12 protein-coding genes are annotated in these 17,092 nt (G+C 72.1%); 11 read left to right on the top strand and 1 reads right to left on the bottom strand.

All coding sequences use genetic code 11. The features are described 5' to 3' along the window. Positions 1–69 precede the first annotated feature (69 nt). From CKY47_RS18960 to pulA, 6 genes are all read left to right on the top strand, one after another. Positions 70–2,703: a valine--tRNA ligase gene (locus tag CKY47_RS18960; RefSeq protein WP_306747188.1), complete on the top strand. Its 2,634-nt coding sequence runs from the start codon at positions 70–72 to the stop codon at positions 2,701–2,703. Then, a complete protein-coding gene (folC, locus tag CKY47_RS18955; protein ID WP_306747187.1) occupies positions 2,700–4,064 on the top strand; it encodes a bifunctional tetrahydrofolate synthase/dihydrofolate synthase in 1,365 nt (454 codons plus the stop codon). The genes CKY47_RS18960 and folC overlap by 4 nt, the downstream gene beginning before the upstream one ends. After that, a complete protein-coding gene (locus CKY47_RS18950) occupies positions 4,061–4,474 on the top strand; it encodes a DUF4233 domain-containing protein (RefSeq protein WP_306747186.1) in 414 nt (137 codons plus the stop codon). The genes folC and CKY47_RS18950 overlap by 4 nt, the downstream gene beginning before the upstream one ends. A 424-nt stretch (positions 4,475–4,898) precedes the next feature. After that, on the top strand, positions 4,899–5,063 hold the full coding sequence (locus tag CKY47_RS18945) for a hypothetical protein (protein WP_306747185.1): 165 nt from the start codon (positions 4,899–4,901) through the stop codon (positions 5,061–5,063). 162 nt (positions 5,064–5,225) lie between these two features. Continuing rightward, positions 5,226–5,486, top strand: a complete 261-nt coding sequence (locus tag CKY47_RS18940) for a hypothetical protein (RefSeq protein ID WP_306747184.1) — start codon at positions 5,226–5,228, stop codon at positions 5,484–5,486. Between the two features lie 159 nt (positions 5,487–5,645). Continuing rightward, complete coding sequence (gene pulA, locus CKY47_RS18935) at positions 5,646–11,180, top strand: pullulanase-type alpha-1,6-glucosidase (protein ID WP_306747183.1); 5,535 nt, start codon at positions 5,646–5,648, stop codon at positions 11,178–11,180. 23 nt (positions 11,181–11,203) lie between these two features. On the opposite strand, the gene CKY47_RS18930 is transcribed toward pulA, so the two are convergent. Then, positions 11,204–11,566, bottom strand: coding sequence for a hypothetical protein (locus CKY47_RS18930; RefSeq protein ID WP_306747182.1), 363 nt, complete (start codon positions 11,564–11,566; stop codon positions 11,204–11,206). 365 nt (positions 11,567–11,931) lie between these two features. Here CKY47_RS18930 and ndk point away from each other — a divergent pair, with 365 nt between their 5' ends. The 5 genes from ndk to CKY47_RS18905 all read left to right on the top strand — a co-directional run bounded on the left by ndk (position 11,932) and on the right by CKY47_RS18905 (position 17,067). Beyond that, positions 11,932–12,342, top strand: a complete 411-nt coding sequence (ndk, locus tag CKY47_RS18925) for a nucleoside-diphosphate kinase (protein ID WP_306747181.1) — start codon at positions 11,932–11,934, stop codon at positions 12,340–12,342. Between the two features lie 170 nt (positions 12,343–12,512). After that, complete coding sequence (locus CKY47_RS18920; protein WP_371320694.1) at positions 12,513–13,430, top strand: ABC transporter ATP-binding protein; 918 nt, start codon at positions 12,513–12,515, stop codon at positions 13,428–13,430. Continuing rightward, the gene (locus tag CKY47_RS18915) at positions 13,430–14,218 is read left to right on the top strand and encodes an ABC transporter permease (protein ID WP_306747180.1); all 789 of its coding nucleotides are present in this window, start codon (positions 13,430–13,432) and stop codon (positions 14,216–14,218) included. The genes CKY47_RS18920 and CKY47_RS18915 overlap by 1 nt, the downstream gene beginning before the upstream one ends. Then, the gene (locus tag CKY47_RS18910) at positions 14,215–15,051 is read left to right on the top strand and encodes an ABC transporter permease (protein WP_306747179.1); all 837 of its coding nucleotides are present in this window, start codon (positions 14,215–14,217) and stop codon (positions 15,049–15,051) included. The genes CKY47_RS18915 and CKY47_RS18910 overlap by 4 nt, the downstream gene beginning before the upstream one ends. Positions 15,052–15,102: 51 nt before the next feature. Next, the gene (locus CKY47_RS18905) at positions 15,103–17,067 is read left to right on the top strand and encodes a TIGR03960 family B12-binding radical SAM protein (protein WP_306747178.1); all 1,965 of its coding nucleotides are present in this window, start codon (positions 15,103–15,105) and stop codon (positions 17,065–17,067) included. Positions 17,068–17,092: the final 25 nt, after the last annotated feature.

Genomic DNA, 17,092 nt, shown 5'->3' with positions numbered 1-17,092 from the left:
GCCACACGTCGGTGGCGGTAGCAGCTATCTGGTGAGAAGTCGATAGCCGGCCCTCCGTAGACTTCGACCGTGACTGAGACCCCCACCGCACCCCAGCGCACCGAACTCCCGCCGGCCTGGAACCCGGCCGAGGTAGAGGCCGGGCTGTACGAGCGGTGGGTCGAACGCGGCTACTTCACGGCCGACGCCACCAGCGACAAGCCGCCGTTCTCCATCGTCCTGCCGCCGCCCAACGTCAACGGCAGCCTCCACATGGGCCACGCCCTCAACCACAGCATCATGGACGCCCTCAGCCGCCGCCGGCGCATGCAGGGCTACGAGGTGCTGTGGCTGCCCGGCACCGACCACGCGGGCATCGCCACCCAGACCGCCGTCGAGCGCGCCCTCGCCGGCGAGGGCAAGTCGCGCCACGACGTCGGCCGCGAGAAGTTCCTCGAACGCGTCTGGGAGTGGCGCGAGGAGGTGGGTGGCCGCATCCTCGGCCAGATGCGCCGCCTCGGCGACGGCGTCGACTGGAGCCGCACCCGCTTCACCATGGACGAGGGCCTGTCGCAGGCCGTCCAGACGATCTTCAAGAAGCTGTTCGACGACGGCCTCATCTACCGCGCCGAGCGCATCATCAACTGGTGCCCGCGCTGCCGGACCGCGCTGTCCGACATCGAGGTCGACCACTCCGAGGACGACGGCGAGCTCGTCTCCATCCGCTACGGCTCCGGCGACAGGTCCATCGTCGTCGCGACCACCCGCGCCGAGACCATGCTCGGCGACACCGCCGTGGCCGTGCACCCCGAGGACGAGCGCTACCGGCACCTCATCGGCACCGAGGTGGAGGTCCCCCTGACCGGCCGCCACGTGCCCGTCGTCGCCGACGAGCACGTCGACCCCCAGTTCGGCACCGGCGCCGTCAAGGTCACCCCCGCCCACGACCCCAACGACTTCGAGATCGGCCAGCGCCACGGCCTGCCCGCCCTCACCGTCATGGACGGCCTCGGCAACATCACCGCCAAGGGCCCCTTCGAGGGTCTCGACCGGTTCGAGGCGCGCCCCGCCGTCGTCGCCGCGCTGCGCGAGCAGGGCCGCATCGTCGCCGAGAAGCGCCCCTACAAGCACTCCGTGGGCCACTGCTCGCGCTGCGACACCGTCATCGAGCCCCGCCTGTCCATGCAGTGGTGGGTCAAGGTCGCGCCGCTCGCCGAGGCCGCGTCCGGCGCCGTGCGCGACGGCCGCACCACCATCCACCCGCCGGAGCTGGCCAAGCGCTACTTCGACTGGGTCGACAACCTCAACGACTGGTGCATCTCCCGCCAGCTGTGGTGGGGCCACCGCATCCCCGTCTGGTACGGCCCGAACGGCGAGGTCGTCTGCGTCGGCCCCGACGAGCAGCCCCCCGCCGGCGACGGCTGGCGCCAGGACGAGGACGTCCTCGACACCTGGTTCTCCTCCGGCCTGTGGCCCTTCTCCACCCTCGGCTGGCCCGACTCCGCCGACGACCTGGCCAAGTTCTACCCGACCAGCGTCCTGTCCACCGGCTACGACATCCTGTTCTTCTGGGTCGTCCGGATGATGATGTTCGGCCTCTACGCCATGGACGGCGTCCAGCCGTTCGACCACGTCTTCCTGCACGGCCTCATCCGCGACCAGCACGGCAAGAAGATGTCCAAGTCGCGCGGCAACGGCATCGACCCGCTCGACTGGATGGACTCCTACGGCGCCGACGCCACCCGCTTCACCCTGCTCCGCGGCGCCAACCCCGGCTCCGACCTCGCCATCGCCGAGGAGTGGGCCGCCGGCTCCCGCAACTTCACCACCAAGCTGTGGAACGCCTCCCGGTTCGCGCTCAACAACGGCGCCACCGTCGCCCGCCCCGTGCCGGCCCGCGACCGGCTCACCGACGCCGACCGCTGGATCCTCGACCTCCTCGACCAGCTCGTCACCGACGTCGACGGCCAGTTCGAGTCCTTCCAGTTCGCCAAGCTCAGCGAAGCCCTCTACCACTTCACGTGGGACGAGTTCTGCGACTGGTACCTCGAACTCGCCAAGGTCCAGCTCGCCGAGGGCGGCGCCCGCGCCGAGGCCACCCAGGCGGTCCTCGGCCACGTGCTGGAGGTCGTGCTGCGGCTGCTCCACCCGCTCACGCCGTTCATCACCGAGACCCTGTGGACCACGCTCACCGGCCGCGAGTCCGTCGTCGTCGCCGAGTGGCCCGCGCCCAGCGGCGTCGAGCGGGACGAGGTGGCCGCCCAGCGCGTCGAGGGCCTGAAGAAGCTCGTCACCGAGATCCGCCGGTTCCGCTCCGACCAGGGCCTCAAGCCCGCCCAGAAGGTCGCCGGCAAGGTCCGCGGCGCCTGCTGCGTCGACCTCGCCGACCAGGTGCCGGCCGTCCGCGCCCTCACCCGCATGACCGAACCCGAGGACGGCTTCAACGCCTCCGCGTCCCTCGACGTCGGCCTGCCGCAGGGCACCGTCAAGGTCGAGCTGGACCTGTCCGGCACCATCGACGTCGCCGCCGAGCGCAAGCGCCTCGCTAAGGACCTCGGCGTCGCCGAGAAGGAACGCGCCCAGTGCGAGGGCAAGCTCGGCAACGAGGCGTTCCTCGCCAAGGCGCCCGCCGACGTGGTCGCCAAGATCCAGACCCGCCTGGCGGCGGCCAACGCCGAGATCGACCGCATCCACGCCCGCCTCGACACCCTCCCCCAGTCGTGAGCGGGCACGACGCGGCCGGCCTCGACGACCTCCGGCAGGTCGAGTCCGAGCTGAACACCCGCTGGCCCGAGACCAAGCTCGAACCCAGCCTCACCCGCGTCCAGGCGCTCGCCGACCTCCTCGGCGACCCCCAGCGCGGCTACCCCGTCGTGCACATCGGCGGCACCAACGGCAAGACGTCCACCTCCCGGATGGTCGACGCGCTGTTCACGCGCATCGGCCTGCGCACCGGCCGGTACACCAGCCCGCACCTCCAGCTGGCCACCGAGCGGATCTCGATCGACGGCGCGCCCATCAGCCCCGAGCGCTACGTCGAGGTCTACCGCGACGTCGAGCCGTACCTCTCGATGGTCGACGCGCGCGGCGACGTGCCGATGAGCAAGTTCGAGGTGCTCACCGGCATGGCGTTCGCCGCGTTCGCCGACGCGCCCGTCGACGTCGCCGTCGTCGAGGTCGGCATGGGCGGGTCCTGGGACGCCACCAACATCGCCGACGGCCGCATCGCGGTCATCACCCCCATAGGCCTCGACCACGTCGAGTACCTGGGCGGCGACCTCGCCGGCATCGCCGAGGAGAAGGCCGGGATCATCAAGCCCGGCGCGGTGGCGCTGCTCGCCGAGCAGGACCCCGCCGTCGAGCAGGTGCTGCTGCGCCGGGTCGCCGAGGTCGACGCCACCGTCGCCCGCGCCGGCTCCGAGTTCGGGGTGCTCCGCCGCGACATCGCCGTCGGCGGGCAGGTGCTGCGGCTCCAGGGCCTCGGCGGCGTCTACGAGGACGTGTTCCTGCCCCTGCACGGCGCGCACCAGGCCGCCAACGCCGCGCTCGCCCTGGCCGCCGTGGAAGCCTTCTTCGGCGCGGGCTCCGACCGGCAGCTCGACGTGGAGGCCGTGCGCGAGGCGTTCGCCGCGGTCGCCTCCCCGGGCCGCCTCGAACGCGTCCGGGCGGCCCCGACGGTCCTCGTCGACGCCGCCCACAACCCGCACGGCGCCGAAGCGCTCGCCAAGGCGCTCGACGAGGAGTTCGGCTTCCGCAAGCTCGTCGCCGTGGTCGGCGTGATGGACGACAAGGACGCCGTGGGCATCCTGTCGGCCCTGGAACCGGTCGTGCAGGAGGTGGTCCTGACCGCCAACTCCTCGCCCCGCGCGATGGACCCGGACCTGTTGGCGGGCGTGGCCGTCCCGATCTTCGGCGAGGACCGCATGGTCGTCCAGCCGCACCTCGTGGACGCCGTCGAGGAAGCCGTGAGGCTGGCCGAGGAGAACGACGACGGCGACACCGTCTCCGGCGGCGGCGTGATCGTCACCGGCTCGGTCGTCACCGCGGGCGAGGCCCGCGCCCTCTTCGGCAAGGAGCCCGCGTGACCACCCCGGCCGCCCCCTCCCCGGCCCCCGCGCCGAAGAAGGACCCCATGAAGTCCTTCCGGGGCATCATGGCGGGCACGCTCATCCTGGAGGCGATCGTCGTCGCCCTGGCGCTGCCCGTGGTGGCCAAGCTGGGTGGCGGCATCGGCACGGGCACCGGCTACCTGGTGCTCGGTCTGATCGTCGCGTTCATCGCCACCTGCGCCGTCCTCAAGCGCGGGTGGGCGGTGTACGTGATCGTCGCGCTGCACGTGGTGATGATCGCGTCGTGGTTCGCGCTGACCGCCCTGGGCGCGATCGGCATCGTCTTCTCACTGGTGTGGACCTACCTGCTGTGGCTGCGGCGGGACGTGGCGAAGCGCATGGCGGAAGGCCGCCTGCCCAGCCAGCAGCCCTCGACGAAGCAGTAGCCGGCCGACCGGCGACCCGGCGGGCGGACTGCCCGTGCCGGTGCGGGCGCCGAACTCCGGCGCCCGCACCGGCACGGGGTCACCCGTGGTCGTTCACCCGGGGTCTCACCCCGTCGTCGCGCAACAGCGGTGTCGGGTGCAGGTGCCCCGGGGCCGGTCGCCTCGCGCCCGGTGTTCGGCGGAGAGCACGGCGTCGCCGTGCGTCGACTGCAGCAGCAGTCCCACACCCGTGGCGAAGACGACGGCCGTCGTGATCACCCCTGCCCACGGGGGTACTTCCAGGACCTGGCTCGTCCAGGCGCCCAGGAGGGTCGCGCCGACTCCGAGCACGTAGGCGTACATGGTGGTGACTGGGTTGTTTCGCCCTCCGTGATGTCGTGCCTGGATCCAGGCGCCGTCCCGATCGACGCCCCCGCCGAGGTGGATGACGGCTTCCGCCCTGTCGCGGGGGAACTGCTCGGACAGTTCGGTGCACGTGATCTCCTCGTTCCGCCGCTTCCTGCTGCCGAAGTGCATGTCATCTCCTCCGTGGTCGACGCCGACCGCACTGGTGGCGCTCCTGCGCATCCTATTGGCCACGATCGTGTGATGTACATGCGGACGTCAGGTGATAAAGGCTGAATGTCTGACTGATAGTCATATGACGATCAGCATCTTGCTTGACGATGACTGAGCGTCCTTGTAGCGTCGTCTGTCGGGAGGGTGACGTCCTCGACGAAGGCCCGGCAGTGCATCGGCGGAGGAGAGCGACATGAGCGGAAGTCCGAACCGGAACAACCCCGTCGGCGTCGAACGCGCTCACGGCTCGCTGGAGCGCGTCACGGTCAACCTGACCCCGCGTTCGTCGAAGGCGCTCGTGGACGCCATCACCCTCACCGGCGACACCAAGACCGATGCGATCAACCGCGCTCTCCAGATCTACGCCTTCCTCGAAGGGGTCTGGAGCGCGGAAGGCTCGGTGTACGTGCGCCAGGGCGCCGACGCGGAACTCGAACTGCTCCGGGCGTTCTGAGCGTTCGCGCAGGGTGACGGCGTGCGGGTTTGACGCAATATCCTGCAAGGAGTTGCAGCCGTCTGGGGCTTGTTCGGCCAGGATTGTCGTGGTTTTGTGCAACCCGCCCCGCCGTCCGTGCCGGGGCGGGTTGCAAGAACTTGCGACAAGGAGGTCGCGATGCGTCGGGCCGTCGCCGCGCTCATCGCCCTGGCCGTTGTGCCGTTCACCCCACCCCCGGCGGTCGCCGAACGGGCCGAGGCGGCCGAGCGGCTCGCCGTCGGCTCGGTCGTCGACGTCGCGCCCGGCACCCGCTCCGGGGACCGCTCGCTCGCCCGGGACGCCCTGCGCGAGGACCTGAGGGGAGAGCGGTTCTACTTCGTGATGCCCGACCGGTTCGCCAACGGCGACCCGAGCAACGACCGGGGCGGCACGTCGGGCGCCGACCGCCTCACCACCGGCTTCGACCCCGCGGACAAGGGCTTCTACCACGGCGGCGACCTCAAGGGCCTGCGCGACAGGATCGACTACCTGGACGGCATGGGGATCACCGCCATCTGGCTGACCCCGATGTTCCGCAACCGGTGGGTGCAGGGCTCCGGCGCCGACGTGTCCGCCGGCTACCACGGCTACTGGACCACCGACTTCACCCGGCTCGACCCGCACTTCGGCACCACCAACGACATGCGGCACCTCATCCGGGACGCGCACCGGCGCGGCATGAAGGTGTTCTTCGACATCGTCGCGAACCACACCGCCGACCTGATCGGGCACGCCGAGGGCGAGTACGACTACGTCAGCACGGGCGCCGAGCCCTACCTGGACGAGCGGGGCGACCCGGTCGACATCTCCGCCATCGCGGGGCGGGAGGACTTCCCGGAGATCACCGGGCCGTACACGCCGGTGGTGAACGGGCAGAAGACCCCCGCGTGGCTGAACGACCCGTCGCTCTACCACAACCGGGGCGACTCGACGTTCAGCGGCGAGTCGGCCGAGTACGGCGACTTCCACGGCCTCGACGACCTGATGACCGAGCACCCGACGGTCGTCAGGGGCATGAAGCGGATCTTCACCAGCTGGATCGACACGCTCGGCATCGACGGCTACCGCGTCGACACCGTCAAGCACGTCAACATGGAGTTCTGGCAGGCGCTCGCGCCGCACGTGCAGCGGTACGCGGAGATGCGCGGCAAGCGGGACTTCTTCGTCTTCGGCGAGGTCTTCGACGCGGACCCGGCGTTCACCTCGCGCTACACCACCGAGGGCCGCATGCAGGCCACGCTGGACTTCCCGTTCCAGAGCGGCGCGGCGACGTTCCTGTCCGGTGGCGGCGCGGAGCGGCTCGCCGAGGTGCTCGTCGACGACGACCGCTACACCGACGCCGACTCGAACGCCTCCTCGCTGCCCACCTTCCTCGGCAACCACGACATGGGCCGCATCGCGTGGATGGTGGGGCAGAAGCGGCCCGGCGCGTCCGAGGCGGAGCTGCTGGACCGGCTGGAGCTGGGCAACGCCCTCATGTACCTGTGGCGCGGCAACCCGGTCGTCTACTACGGCGACGAGCAGGGCTTCGCGGGCGCGGGCGGCGACAAGGACGCCCGGCAGGACATGTCCGCCTCGAAGACCCCGGAGTACGCCGCCGAGCAGCTGATCGGCAGCGACCGGACCGGCGCGGTCGACAACTTCCGCACCGACCACCCGCTGTACCGGCAGCTCAAGGCGCTGGCGGAGTTCGTCGACGCCGACCCGGTGTGGCGCGACGGCAACCAGGCCCTGCGCCTCGCCCGGGGCGACGTGCTCGCGTTCAGCCGCACCGCCCGGGACCGGCAGGTCGAGCACCTCGTGGTCGCCAACGCGGGCACCGAGCCCGCCACCGTCGAGGTCCCCGCGTCCGGCGCCGGCTACCGGCCCGTGTGGCCGTCGGCCGGGGCACAGGTGAACGCGAAGGACGGCAAGGTCACCGTGACCGTGCCCGCGCTGTCCGCCCTCGTGCTGAAGGGCACGGGCAGGCTGCCGTCCGCCGCGCCCGCGCCGACGCTGGTCGTGCCGCCCGCCGGCACCGTGCTGGACGACCGGGTGGAGCTGCGCGCCGACGGCGTCACCTCCCCGTACGCGCAGGCCACGTTCGCCGCGCGGGTCGCGGGCGAGCGCGACTGGCAGGTCATCGGCACCGACGACGCCGCGCCGTACCGCGTGTTCGCCGACCTGGCGTCCCTGCCGGGCGCGGCGGTCGGCAAGGACGTCGAGGTCAGGGTCGTCGCGAAGGACGCGCGGGGCGCGCTGGGCGCGGACGGCGCGAAGGTCGGGCTGGTCGCCGCGCCGCCGGTCGAACCGCCGGGCGCGACGTCCTCGGACTGGCTGGTCGTGCACTACAACCGCCCGGCCGGCGACTACGCGGGCTGGGGCCTGCACGTGTGGGGCGACGTGGAGAGCGCCCCGACGTGGGACGCGCCGCTGCCGTTCGCGGGGGAGACCCCGTACGGCCGGTTCGCCTGGGTGAAGCTGAAGCCGGGCGCGCGATCGGTCGGCCTGATCGCGCACAAGGGCGACGAGAAGGACACCGACGGCGACCGGTTCGTCGACCCGGGCGCGACGCCGCAGGTGTGGCTCGCGCAGGGGCGGACCGCCGTGCACCCCACCGAGGTCGCCGCCACCGGCCGGGCCGTCGTCACGCACACCGGTGACGCGACGGGCCTCGTCGCGCGGGTCGGCACCACCGACCACCCGTTCACCGGGGGAGTCGCGACGATCCCGACGACGTCCCCGGTCGAGTTCTCCGTGGTGCGCGACGGCGTCGTCGAGGCCACCGGCCGCACCGCCGGTCACGCCTGGGTCGCCGGGGGCGAGGTGCACGCGAGCCCCGCCGCCGCCGAGAACCGCGCCGTGATCCACTACCACCGCCCGGACGGCGACTACGCCGGCTGGACGCTGTACCACTGGACGGGGTCGCTGGAACCGAGCCCCGGCTGGAACCAGTCGCGCGTGCCCGACGGCGCGGACGGCTTCGGCGCCTACTGGTCCGTCGCCCTCGAACCCGGCGCGCCGGGGCTGAGCAACATCATCCACAAGGGCGACGCCAAGGACCCCGGACCCGACCAGTTCCTCGACGTCGCCGGCACCGGCCACGAGGTCTGGTACGTGTCCGGCTCCACCAAGGCCGACGGCTCGATCTCCTACGTGCTGCCCCCGTCCGGCGGCGAGGCCGTGGAGGACGACCTCACCAAGGCCAAGGCGATCTGGGTGACGAAGGACCTCGTGGTGTGGGACGTGCCGGTCGTCGCGTCCGACGGCTACCGCATCGAGTACGACGGCAAGGTGCTGCGGCTCGACCCGTCGACCGAGGCCGTGCCCGAGAAGTTCCCGCACCTGCGGGGCAAGCCGGTGTTCGAGGTCCGCGCCGCCGACACCGGCCGGGTGGACGAGGCGCTGCGCGGCAGGCTCTCCGCCGTGCACGTCGACTCCGGCGGCGGGCTGCGCCACCGCACGGGCGTGCAGGTCGCGGGCGTCCTGGACGACCGGTTCGCCGCCGCGGCGACCGGCCTGGCCTACGGGCCGACGTTCGCCGGCGCCGACGTCACCGCGCGCCTGTGGGCGCCCACCGCGTCGTCGGTGAAGCTCAAGCTCTACGACCGACCCGCCGGCGACCCCGTCCGCACCGTGGACCTCGTCCGGGACGACGCGTCCGGCTCGTGGTCGGCGTCCGGGAGGTGGAAGGACAAGTACTACCTCTACGAGGTCACGGTCGCCGGGCGCACGGTCAGCGTGACCGACCCGTACTCGGTGGCCCTCGCGGTGGACTCGACGCACTCGCAGTTCGCCGACCTGGGCGACGCCCGCACGATGCCCGAGGGCTGGGCGTCGGAGGTGGCGCGCGGCCTCGGCGGCGACCCGACCGAGCACGGCGTCACCGAGCTGCACGTGCGGGACTTCTCCATCGGCGACGAGTCCGTGCCCGCCGCCGACCGGGGCACCTACAAGGCGTTCACGCACCGCTCGTCCACCGGCATGACGCACCTGCGGCAGCTCGCCGAGGCCGGGCTGGACACCGTGCACCTGCTGCCCACGTTCGACATCGCCACCATCCCCGAGAAGCGCGCCGACCAGCGGCGGCCCGCCTGCGACCTGGGCTCGCTGCCCCCGGCGTCCGAGGCGCAGCAGGCGTGCGTCGCGGAGGCGGCGGCGGGGGACGGCTTCAACTGGGGCTACGACCCGTTCCACTACGACGTGCCCGAGGGCTCCTACGCCACGGACGACGCGCAGACCGGGTGGGCGCGCTCGAAGCAGTACCGCGAGATGGTGAAGTCGTTGCACGCCAACGGCAACCGCGTGGTGGTCGACGTGGTCTACAACCACACCGCCGCCTCCGGTGACGCCGCGACGTCGGTGCTCGACAAGGTGGTGCCGGGTTACTACCAACGGCTGAACCTCGACGGCACCGTCGCCAACTCCACGTGCTGCGCGAACACCGCCACCGAGAACGCCATGATGGGCAAGCTCGTCGTGGACTCCGCGGTGCGCTGGGCGAAGCTGTACAAGGTCGACGGGTTCCGGTTCGACCTGATGGGCCACCACCCCAAGGCGAACGTCCTCGCCGTGCGGGCCGCCCTGGACGCCCTCACCGTCGAGCGCGACGGCGTGGCCGGCCGCGACATCCGGATCTACGGCGAGGGCTGGGACTTCGGCGAGGTCGCCGGCAACGCCCGGTTCGAGCAGGCCACCCAGGCGAACATGGCGGGCACCGGCATCGGCACGTTCAGCGACCGGCTGCGCGACGCCGTGCGCGGCGGCGGGCCGTTCGACGAGGACCCGCGCGCGCAGGGCCTCGCGTCGGGCCTCGCGGGCGACCTCAACGGCTCCCCGGCCAACGGCGACGTGGCCGCGCGCCTGGCCAACTACACCGACCTGGTGAAGCTGGGCATGGCGGGCAACACGGCGTCCTACCGGTTCGAGTCGACGTCGGGCGGCACGGTCGCCGGCCGCGACGTGACGTACAACGGCTCACCCGCCGGGTACGCGGGCGGGCCGTCCGACGTGATCACCTACGTCGACGCGCACGACAACGAGACGCTGCACGACTCGCAGACGTTCAAGCTGCCCGTCGGCACGTCGCCGGCGGACCGGGTGCGGATGCAGAAGGTGGCGCTCGCCCCCGTGCTGCTCGGCCAGGGCCAGCCGTTCCTGCACGCCGGGGCGGAGTTCCTGCGCTCCAAGTCGCTGGACCGCAACAGCTACGACTCCGGCGACTGGTTCAACCGCTACGACCCGTCGTTGCGGGACAACGGGTTCGGCCGCGGCCTCCCGCCGGCCCCCGACAACCGGGACAAGTGGCCCCACGCCGCGCCGCTGCTCGCGAACGCCGCGCTGAAGCCGTCGCCGGCGGACATGCGCACGGCCGTGGACAACACCCTGGAGCTGCTGCGCATCCGCAGGTCGTCGCCGCTGTTCAGCCTGAACGACGCGGCGCTCGTGCAGCGGAAGCTGTCGTTCCCGACCGCCGAGCCCGGTCTCGTCGTCGCGCACCTGGACGACACGGCCGGCCCGGACGTCGACCCGGCGCTGGACGGCGTGCTGGTCGTGGTCAACCCGTACCCGGTGGCGAAGTCCGCCGCCGTCGCGGGCGACTGGACCACCCACGCCCTGAGCACCGATAAGGCCACCGCGGCCGGCGGCGCGGTCACCGTCCCGCCCCGTTCGGTGGTGGTCCTGACCCGCTAGCGGTCGGCGCTCGTCGACGCCCGTCAGTGGTCGGCGAGCTCGGTGCGCGACCGGACGTCCTCGGCGCGCAGGATGCGGAACTCCCGCTCCTGCGCGCCGAGGACTTTCAGGAACCCCGGGCTGGTCTCCATCACGTACCCCTCGAACGGCTCGTCGGTCCCGATGCGCTCCAGCGGCACCCACGGCGTGGCCACCAGCGCCGCGACGACCAGCGCCACCGCGCCCACCACGTACCCGAAGCGGCGCAGCACGAACGTCACCACCCCGGTCAGGCCGGGACGCCGGCGCAGCCGTTCGACGACCACCGGCAGCCCCGTGAGCACCACCGCGCCCACCGGCACCCACCAGCGGTGGTAGGTCAGCACGTGCGCCACCGGGAAGGCCACCAGCACCGCCGTCGCCAACGGCGCCCGCGCGCGACCGCGTGCCCACCGCGTAGAACACCGTCAGCGGCACCATCAGCACGAGCAGCGCGCTGCTGATCCGCGAGTCGGCCATGAACGTCCCCAGGAACACCCCCGGGGCGTCCTCCAGGTCCAGCGTGTGCAGCAGCGCGAACGCGGTGTGCCAGTCGTAGTGCGACACCGCCAGGAGTCGCAGCAGCACGAACAGCAGGGCGGCCCCGGTCAGCGCCGACCCCGCGCGGCCCCCGCCGGTGTGGTCGTTCTCGGTGGTCACGGCGGGCAGGGTGCCGGCCACCGTTACCCTGGACCCCAGTTGCACAATCCCGTACGAAGGAGTACTGACCGCCGTGAGCGAGCGCACCCTGGTCCTGGTCAAGCCCGACGGCGTCAGCCGAGGCCTGGTCGGCGAGGTCATCTCCCGCATCGAGCGCAAGGGCCTGCACCTGGCCGCCCTCGAACTGCGCACCGTGGACCGCGCGACCGCCGAGCAGCACTACGCCGAGCACGACGGCAAGCCGTTCTTCGGCGACCTGGTCGAGTTCATCACCGGCGGCCCGCTGGTCGCGCTGGTGGTGGAGGGCACCCGTGCCATCCCCGCGTTCCGCCAGTTGGCCGGCGGCACCGACCCGGTCGAGAAGGCCACCCCCGGCACGATCCGCGGTGACTTCGGCCTGGAGGTCCAGTTCAACCTGGTCCACGGCTCGGACTCGCCGGAGTCGGCGGAGCGCGAGATCAAGCTCTGGTTCCCGAACCTCTGAGCGACGCCTCGAACGGCCCGGAACCCCCCGCGGTTCCGGGCCGTTCGCGTGCCGACCGATCCCGACGCGGGTGCCCGCGCCGTCCCCCGGGACGGTGATCGCGGGAACGGGCGGCCGCGCGGAGGAAAACCACCCCTGCGCCGTCGGACCCCACCGCTACCGTGATCCACGTGACGCCCCTCGTCGAAGCCAAGGCACTCACCAAGAGGTTCGGCACGTTCGAGGCCGTGCGCGGCATCGACGTGGAGGTCGGACCGGGGGAGGCGTTCGGCTTCCTGGGGCCCAACGGCGCGGGCAAGTCCTCCACCATGCGGATGGTCTCCTGCGTCTCCCCGCGCACCGGCGGCGACCTCACCGTCCTCGGCATGGACCCGGACGTGGACGGCCCGAAGATCCGCGCGCGGCTGGGCGTGGTGCCGCAGCAGGACAACCTCGACACCGAGCTGACCGTGCGGCAGAACCTGGAGGTCTACGGCCGCTACTTCGGGCTGTCGCGCGCCGCGGTGCGGGCCAAGGCGGTCGAGCTGATGGAGTTCGCCCAGCTCACCGACCGCGCCGACGCCGAGGTCGAACCGCTGTCCGGCGGCATGAAGCGCCGGCTCACGATCGCCCGCTCCCTGGTCAACGACCCGGAGCTGCTGCTGCTCGACGAACCCACCACCGGCCTCGACCCGCAGGCCCGCCACCTGCTGTGGGACCGGCTGTTCCGGCTCAAGCAGTCCGGCGTCACGCTCATCGTCACCACGCACTACATGGACGAGGCCGAGCAGCTGTGCGACCGGCTCGTGGTGATGGACGGCGGCCGGATCGCCGCCGAGGGGGCGCCCGGCGAGCTGATCCGCCGCCACTCGACCCGCGAGGTCCTCGAACTGCGCTTCCCGCCCGGCGAGCAGGACCCCGGACCGGTGCGCGACCTGGGGGAGCGGGTCGAGGTGCTGCCGGACCGGGTCCTGGTCTACGCCGACGACGGCGAGGCTGCCCTGTCCGCGGCCCACGCGCGGGGCGTGCGGCCGGTGTCGAGCCTCGTGCGCCGCTCCGGGCTGGAGGACGTGTTCCTGCGCCTCACCGGCCGGACGCTGGTCGACTGATGGCCGGGCACGTGACCGGCCCGCTGCGGGCCGCCTTCCTCACCGTGGAGGGCCACTGGGTGTGGTACCGCCGCAACTGGCGCGCCACGGTGATCTCCAACTTCCTCCAGCCGGTGCTGATGCTGCTGGCCATGGGCCTCGGCTTCGGCTCGCAGGTGCAGGCCGGGCCGGCGACCGGCGGTCACCCGTACGTGGTGTTCCTGGCCCCGGCGCTGCTGGTGCTCACCGCCGTGCAGAACGCGATGTTCGAGTCGACGTGGGCGGTGTTCTCGGCGTTCAAGTGGCAGCAGACCTACGTCGGGATCGTCGCCACCCCCATCACGCCCGCGCAGGTCCTGCACGGGCGGCTGCTGTGGAACGCGCTGCGGCTGACCGCGAGCACGCTGGTGTTCCTGGCCGTCGCCACCGCCCTGGGCGCCGTCACCACCCCCGCCGCGCTGTGGGCGTTGCCGTTCGCGGTGCTCGCCGGCATGGCGTTCAGCGCGCCCGTGATCGCCTTCACCGCCACCAGGCGGAAGCCGGACGCGTTCAACTCGCTCTACCGGTTCCTGCTGATGCCGATGACCCTGTTCACCGGCGCGTTCTTCCCGCTCGACCAACTACCCGCCTGGCTGCACCCGCTGGCCTGGCTCACCCCCGTGTGGCACGGCATCGAGCTGGCCCGCGGCGCCGCGTTCGGCACCCTCGGCGTGCTCCCCGCCCTCGGCCACGTCGCCTACCTGGCCGCGATGGTGGCCGTGGGCGTCGTGCTGGGTCGCCGCCACTTCCACCGGAGGCTGACCCGATGACCCGCACCCTCGACCGCGCCGCGTCGGGGACGACCCGCGGCCTGCTGTTCCGGCTGGTCCCGCCCGGCCTGTACGCGGGCCGCGCGCACGCCCTGGTCGAACGCGCCTACGTGGTCAACCGGCGTGCCTGGCTCGCCGTGGTGTCCGGGTTCTTCGAGCCGCTGTTCTTCCTGCTCTCCCTCGGCTTCGGCTTCGGGCGGCTCGTCGGGACCGTCCAGGGGCCGGACGGGCCGATCGGCTACGCCGCGTTCGTCGCGCCCGCCCTGCTCGCCGCCTCGGCGATGAACGGCGCGGTGTTCGACGCGACGTTCAACCTGTTCTTCAAGTTCAAGTACGCGAAGGTCTACGACGCGGTGCTGGCCACCCCGATGGGACCGGTCGACATCGCGCTGGGCGAGGCCACGTGGTGCCTGATCCGCGGCGGCCTGTACTCGGGCGGGTTCCTCGTGGTGATGCTGTCGTTCGGCCTGGTCGACTCGCCGTGGGCGCTGCTGGCGCTGCCGGTGTGCCTGCTGGTCGCGGTGGCGTTCGCGGCGGTCGGCATGGCCGCGGCCACGTTCATGCGTTCGTGGCACGACTTCGACCTGGTGCAGCTGGCCGTGCTGCCGCTGTTCCTGTTCTCGACCACGTTCTACCCGCTGTCGGTGTACCCGGGCTGGTTGCAGGCGGTCGTGCGGTGCACCCCGCTGTACCACGCGATCGAGCTGACCAGGGGCCTGACCACCGGGAACGTCGCCTGGGCCGACCTCGGGCACGTCGCCTACTTCGCGGTGATGGCCGTCGTCGGGGTGGCCGTCGCGTCGCGGCGGCTCGGCAGGCTGCTGCTGACCTGAGGCGCACCCGCTGTTCGGAGCGCCGCCGGCGGTGCCGTTACCCTGGGGCGCGTGAGTGTCGAGTCGGTCTTCCCCGCCCTGGAACCCCTCCTGCCGAGGGTGTCCAAGCCGGTGCAGTACGTCGGCGGGGAGCTCAACGCGACCGTCAAGGACTGGGACGCCGCCGCCGTGCGGTGGGCCCTGATGTACCCGGACGCCTACGAGGTCGGGCTGCCCAACCAGGGCGTCATGATCCTGTACGAGGTCCTCAACGAGCAGCCGGACGTGCTGGCCGAGCGGACCTACGCCGTGTGGCCCGACCTGGAAGCGCTCATGCGCGAGCATGGCGTGCCGCAGTTCACCGTGGACGGCCACCGGCCCGTCGGCGCGTTCGACCTGTTCGGCGTCAGCTTCGCCACCGAGCTCGGCTACACGAACATGCTCAACGCGCTCGACCTGGCCGGCATCCCGGTCCACGCCGCCGACCGCACCGAGGCTCACCCGATCGTGGTGGCCGGTGGTCACGCGGCGTTCAACCCGGAACCGATCTCGGCGTTCGTCGACGCGGCGGTGCTGGGCGACGGCGAGGAAGCCGTCCTGGAGATCACCGACATCGTCCGCCGCTGGAAGGCCGAGGGCTGCCCCGGCGGCCGCGACGAGGTCCTGACCAGGCTCGCCGAGACCGGTGGCGTGTACGTGCCGCGGTTCTACGACGTCGAGTACCTGCCCGACGGGCGCATCCAGCGGGTCGTGCCCAACCGCGAGCGCGTGCCCTACCGGGTGTTCAAGCGGACCACGATGGACCTCGACGCGTGGCCGTACCCGAAGCAGCCGCTGGTGCCGCTCGCGGAGAGCGTCCACGAGCGGATGAGCGTCGAGATCTTCCGCGGCTGCACGCGCGGCTGCCGGTTCTGCCAGGCGGGCATGATCACCCGCCCGGTGCGCGAGCGCTCCATCGAGGGCATCGGCGCCATGGTGCAGCGCGGCCTGGAGGCCACCGGGTTCGAGGAGGTCGGCCTGCTGTCGCTGTCCAGCGCCGACCACTCCGAGATCGCCGAGGTCACCAAGGGCCTCGCCGACCGCTACGAGGGCACCAACACGAGCCTGTCGCTGCCGTCGACCCGGGTGGACGCGTTCAACATCGACCTGGCCAACGAGCTGTCCCGCAACGGCCGCCGCTCGGGCCTCACGTTCGCGCCCGAGGGCGGCAGCGAGCGCATCCGCCGCGTCATCAACAAGATGGTGTCGGAGGAGGACCTGATCCGCACCGTCAGCGCGGCGTTCGGCGCGGGCTGGCGGCAGGTGAAGCTGTACTTCATGTGCGGCCTGCCCACCGAGACCGACGACGACGTGCTCCAGATCGCGGAGATGGCCAAGAACGTCATCCGCGCCGGCCGCGAGGTGTCGGGCCGCAAGGACGTCCGCTGCACCATCTCCATCGGCGGGTTCGTGCCCAAGCCGCACACCCCGTTCCAGTGGGCCGCGCAGTGCGACCCGGAGACCGTGGACGACCGGCTGCGCAAGCTGCGCGACGCGGTCAACTCCGACCGCTCGCTGGGCCGCAACATCGGCATGCGCTACCACGACGGCAAGCCGTCCCTGATCGAAGGACTGCTGTCGCGCGGCGACCGGCGCATCGGCCTCGTCATCGAGCGGGTGTGGCGCGAGGGCGGCCGCTTCGACGGCTGGTCCGAGCACTTCTCCTACGACCGCTGGGTGAACGCCGCCGCGACCGAGCTGGAGCCGCTGGGCGTGGACCTGGCCTGGTTCACCACCCGTGAGCGCGAGGAGCTGGAGGTCCTGCCCTGGGACCACCTCGACTCGGGGCTCGACAAGGAGTGGCTCTGGGCCGACTGGCAGGACGCGCTGGACGAGCGGGAGCAGGACGACTGCCGCTGGACGCCGTGCTTCGACTGCGGTGTGTGCCCCGCGATGGGCACGGACATCGAGGTCGGGCCGACCGGGCGGACGCTGCTGCCGATCTCGCCGGTGGGCAAGGGCTCACCGGTGCGCAACCCGGCGCTGACCAAGCCCTGACCCCGCCGGGGACCCACCCCGGTGG

Origin of the sequence: Saccharothrix longispora (assembly GCF_030852425.1) — a bacterium.
In the GTDB taxonomy this organism is placed as follows: domain Bacteria; phylum Actinomycetota; class Actinomycetes; order Mycobacteriales; family Pseudonocardiaceae; genus Actinosynnema; species Actinosynnema longispora.
This window is presented reverse-complemented; position numbering and strand designations above follow the sequence as displayed.

What these genes read in the sequence shown, in the direction of transcription:
- pulA (WP_306747183.1), top strand. Translation starts at nt 5,646, where the DNA reads ATGCGTCGGGCCGTCGCCGCGCTCATCGCCCTGGCCGTTGTGCCGTTC.
- CKY47_RS18910 (WP_306747179.1), top strand. Translation starts at nt 14,215, where the DNA reads ATGACCCGCACCCTCGACCGCGCCGCGTCGGGGACGACCCGCGGCCTG.
- CKY47_RS18945 (WP_306747185.1), top strand. Translation starts at nt 4,899, where the DNA reads ATGACGGCTTCCGCCCTGTCGCGGGGGAACTGCTCGGACAGTTCGGTG.
- CKY47_RS18915 (WP_306747180.1), top strand. Translation starts at nt 13,430, where the DNA reads ATGGCCGGGCACGTGACCGGCCCGCTGCGGGCCGCCTTCCTCACCGTG.
- CKY47_RS18940 (WP_306747184.1), top strand. Translation starts at nt 5,226, where the DNA reads ATGAGCGGAAGTCCGAACCGGAACAACCCCGTCGGCGTCGAACGCGCT.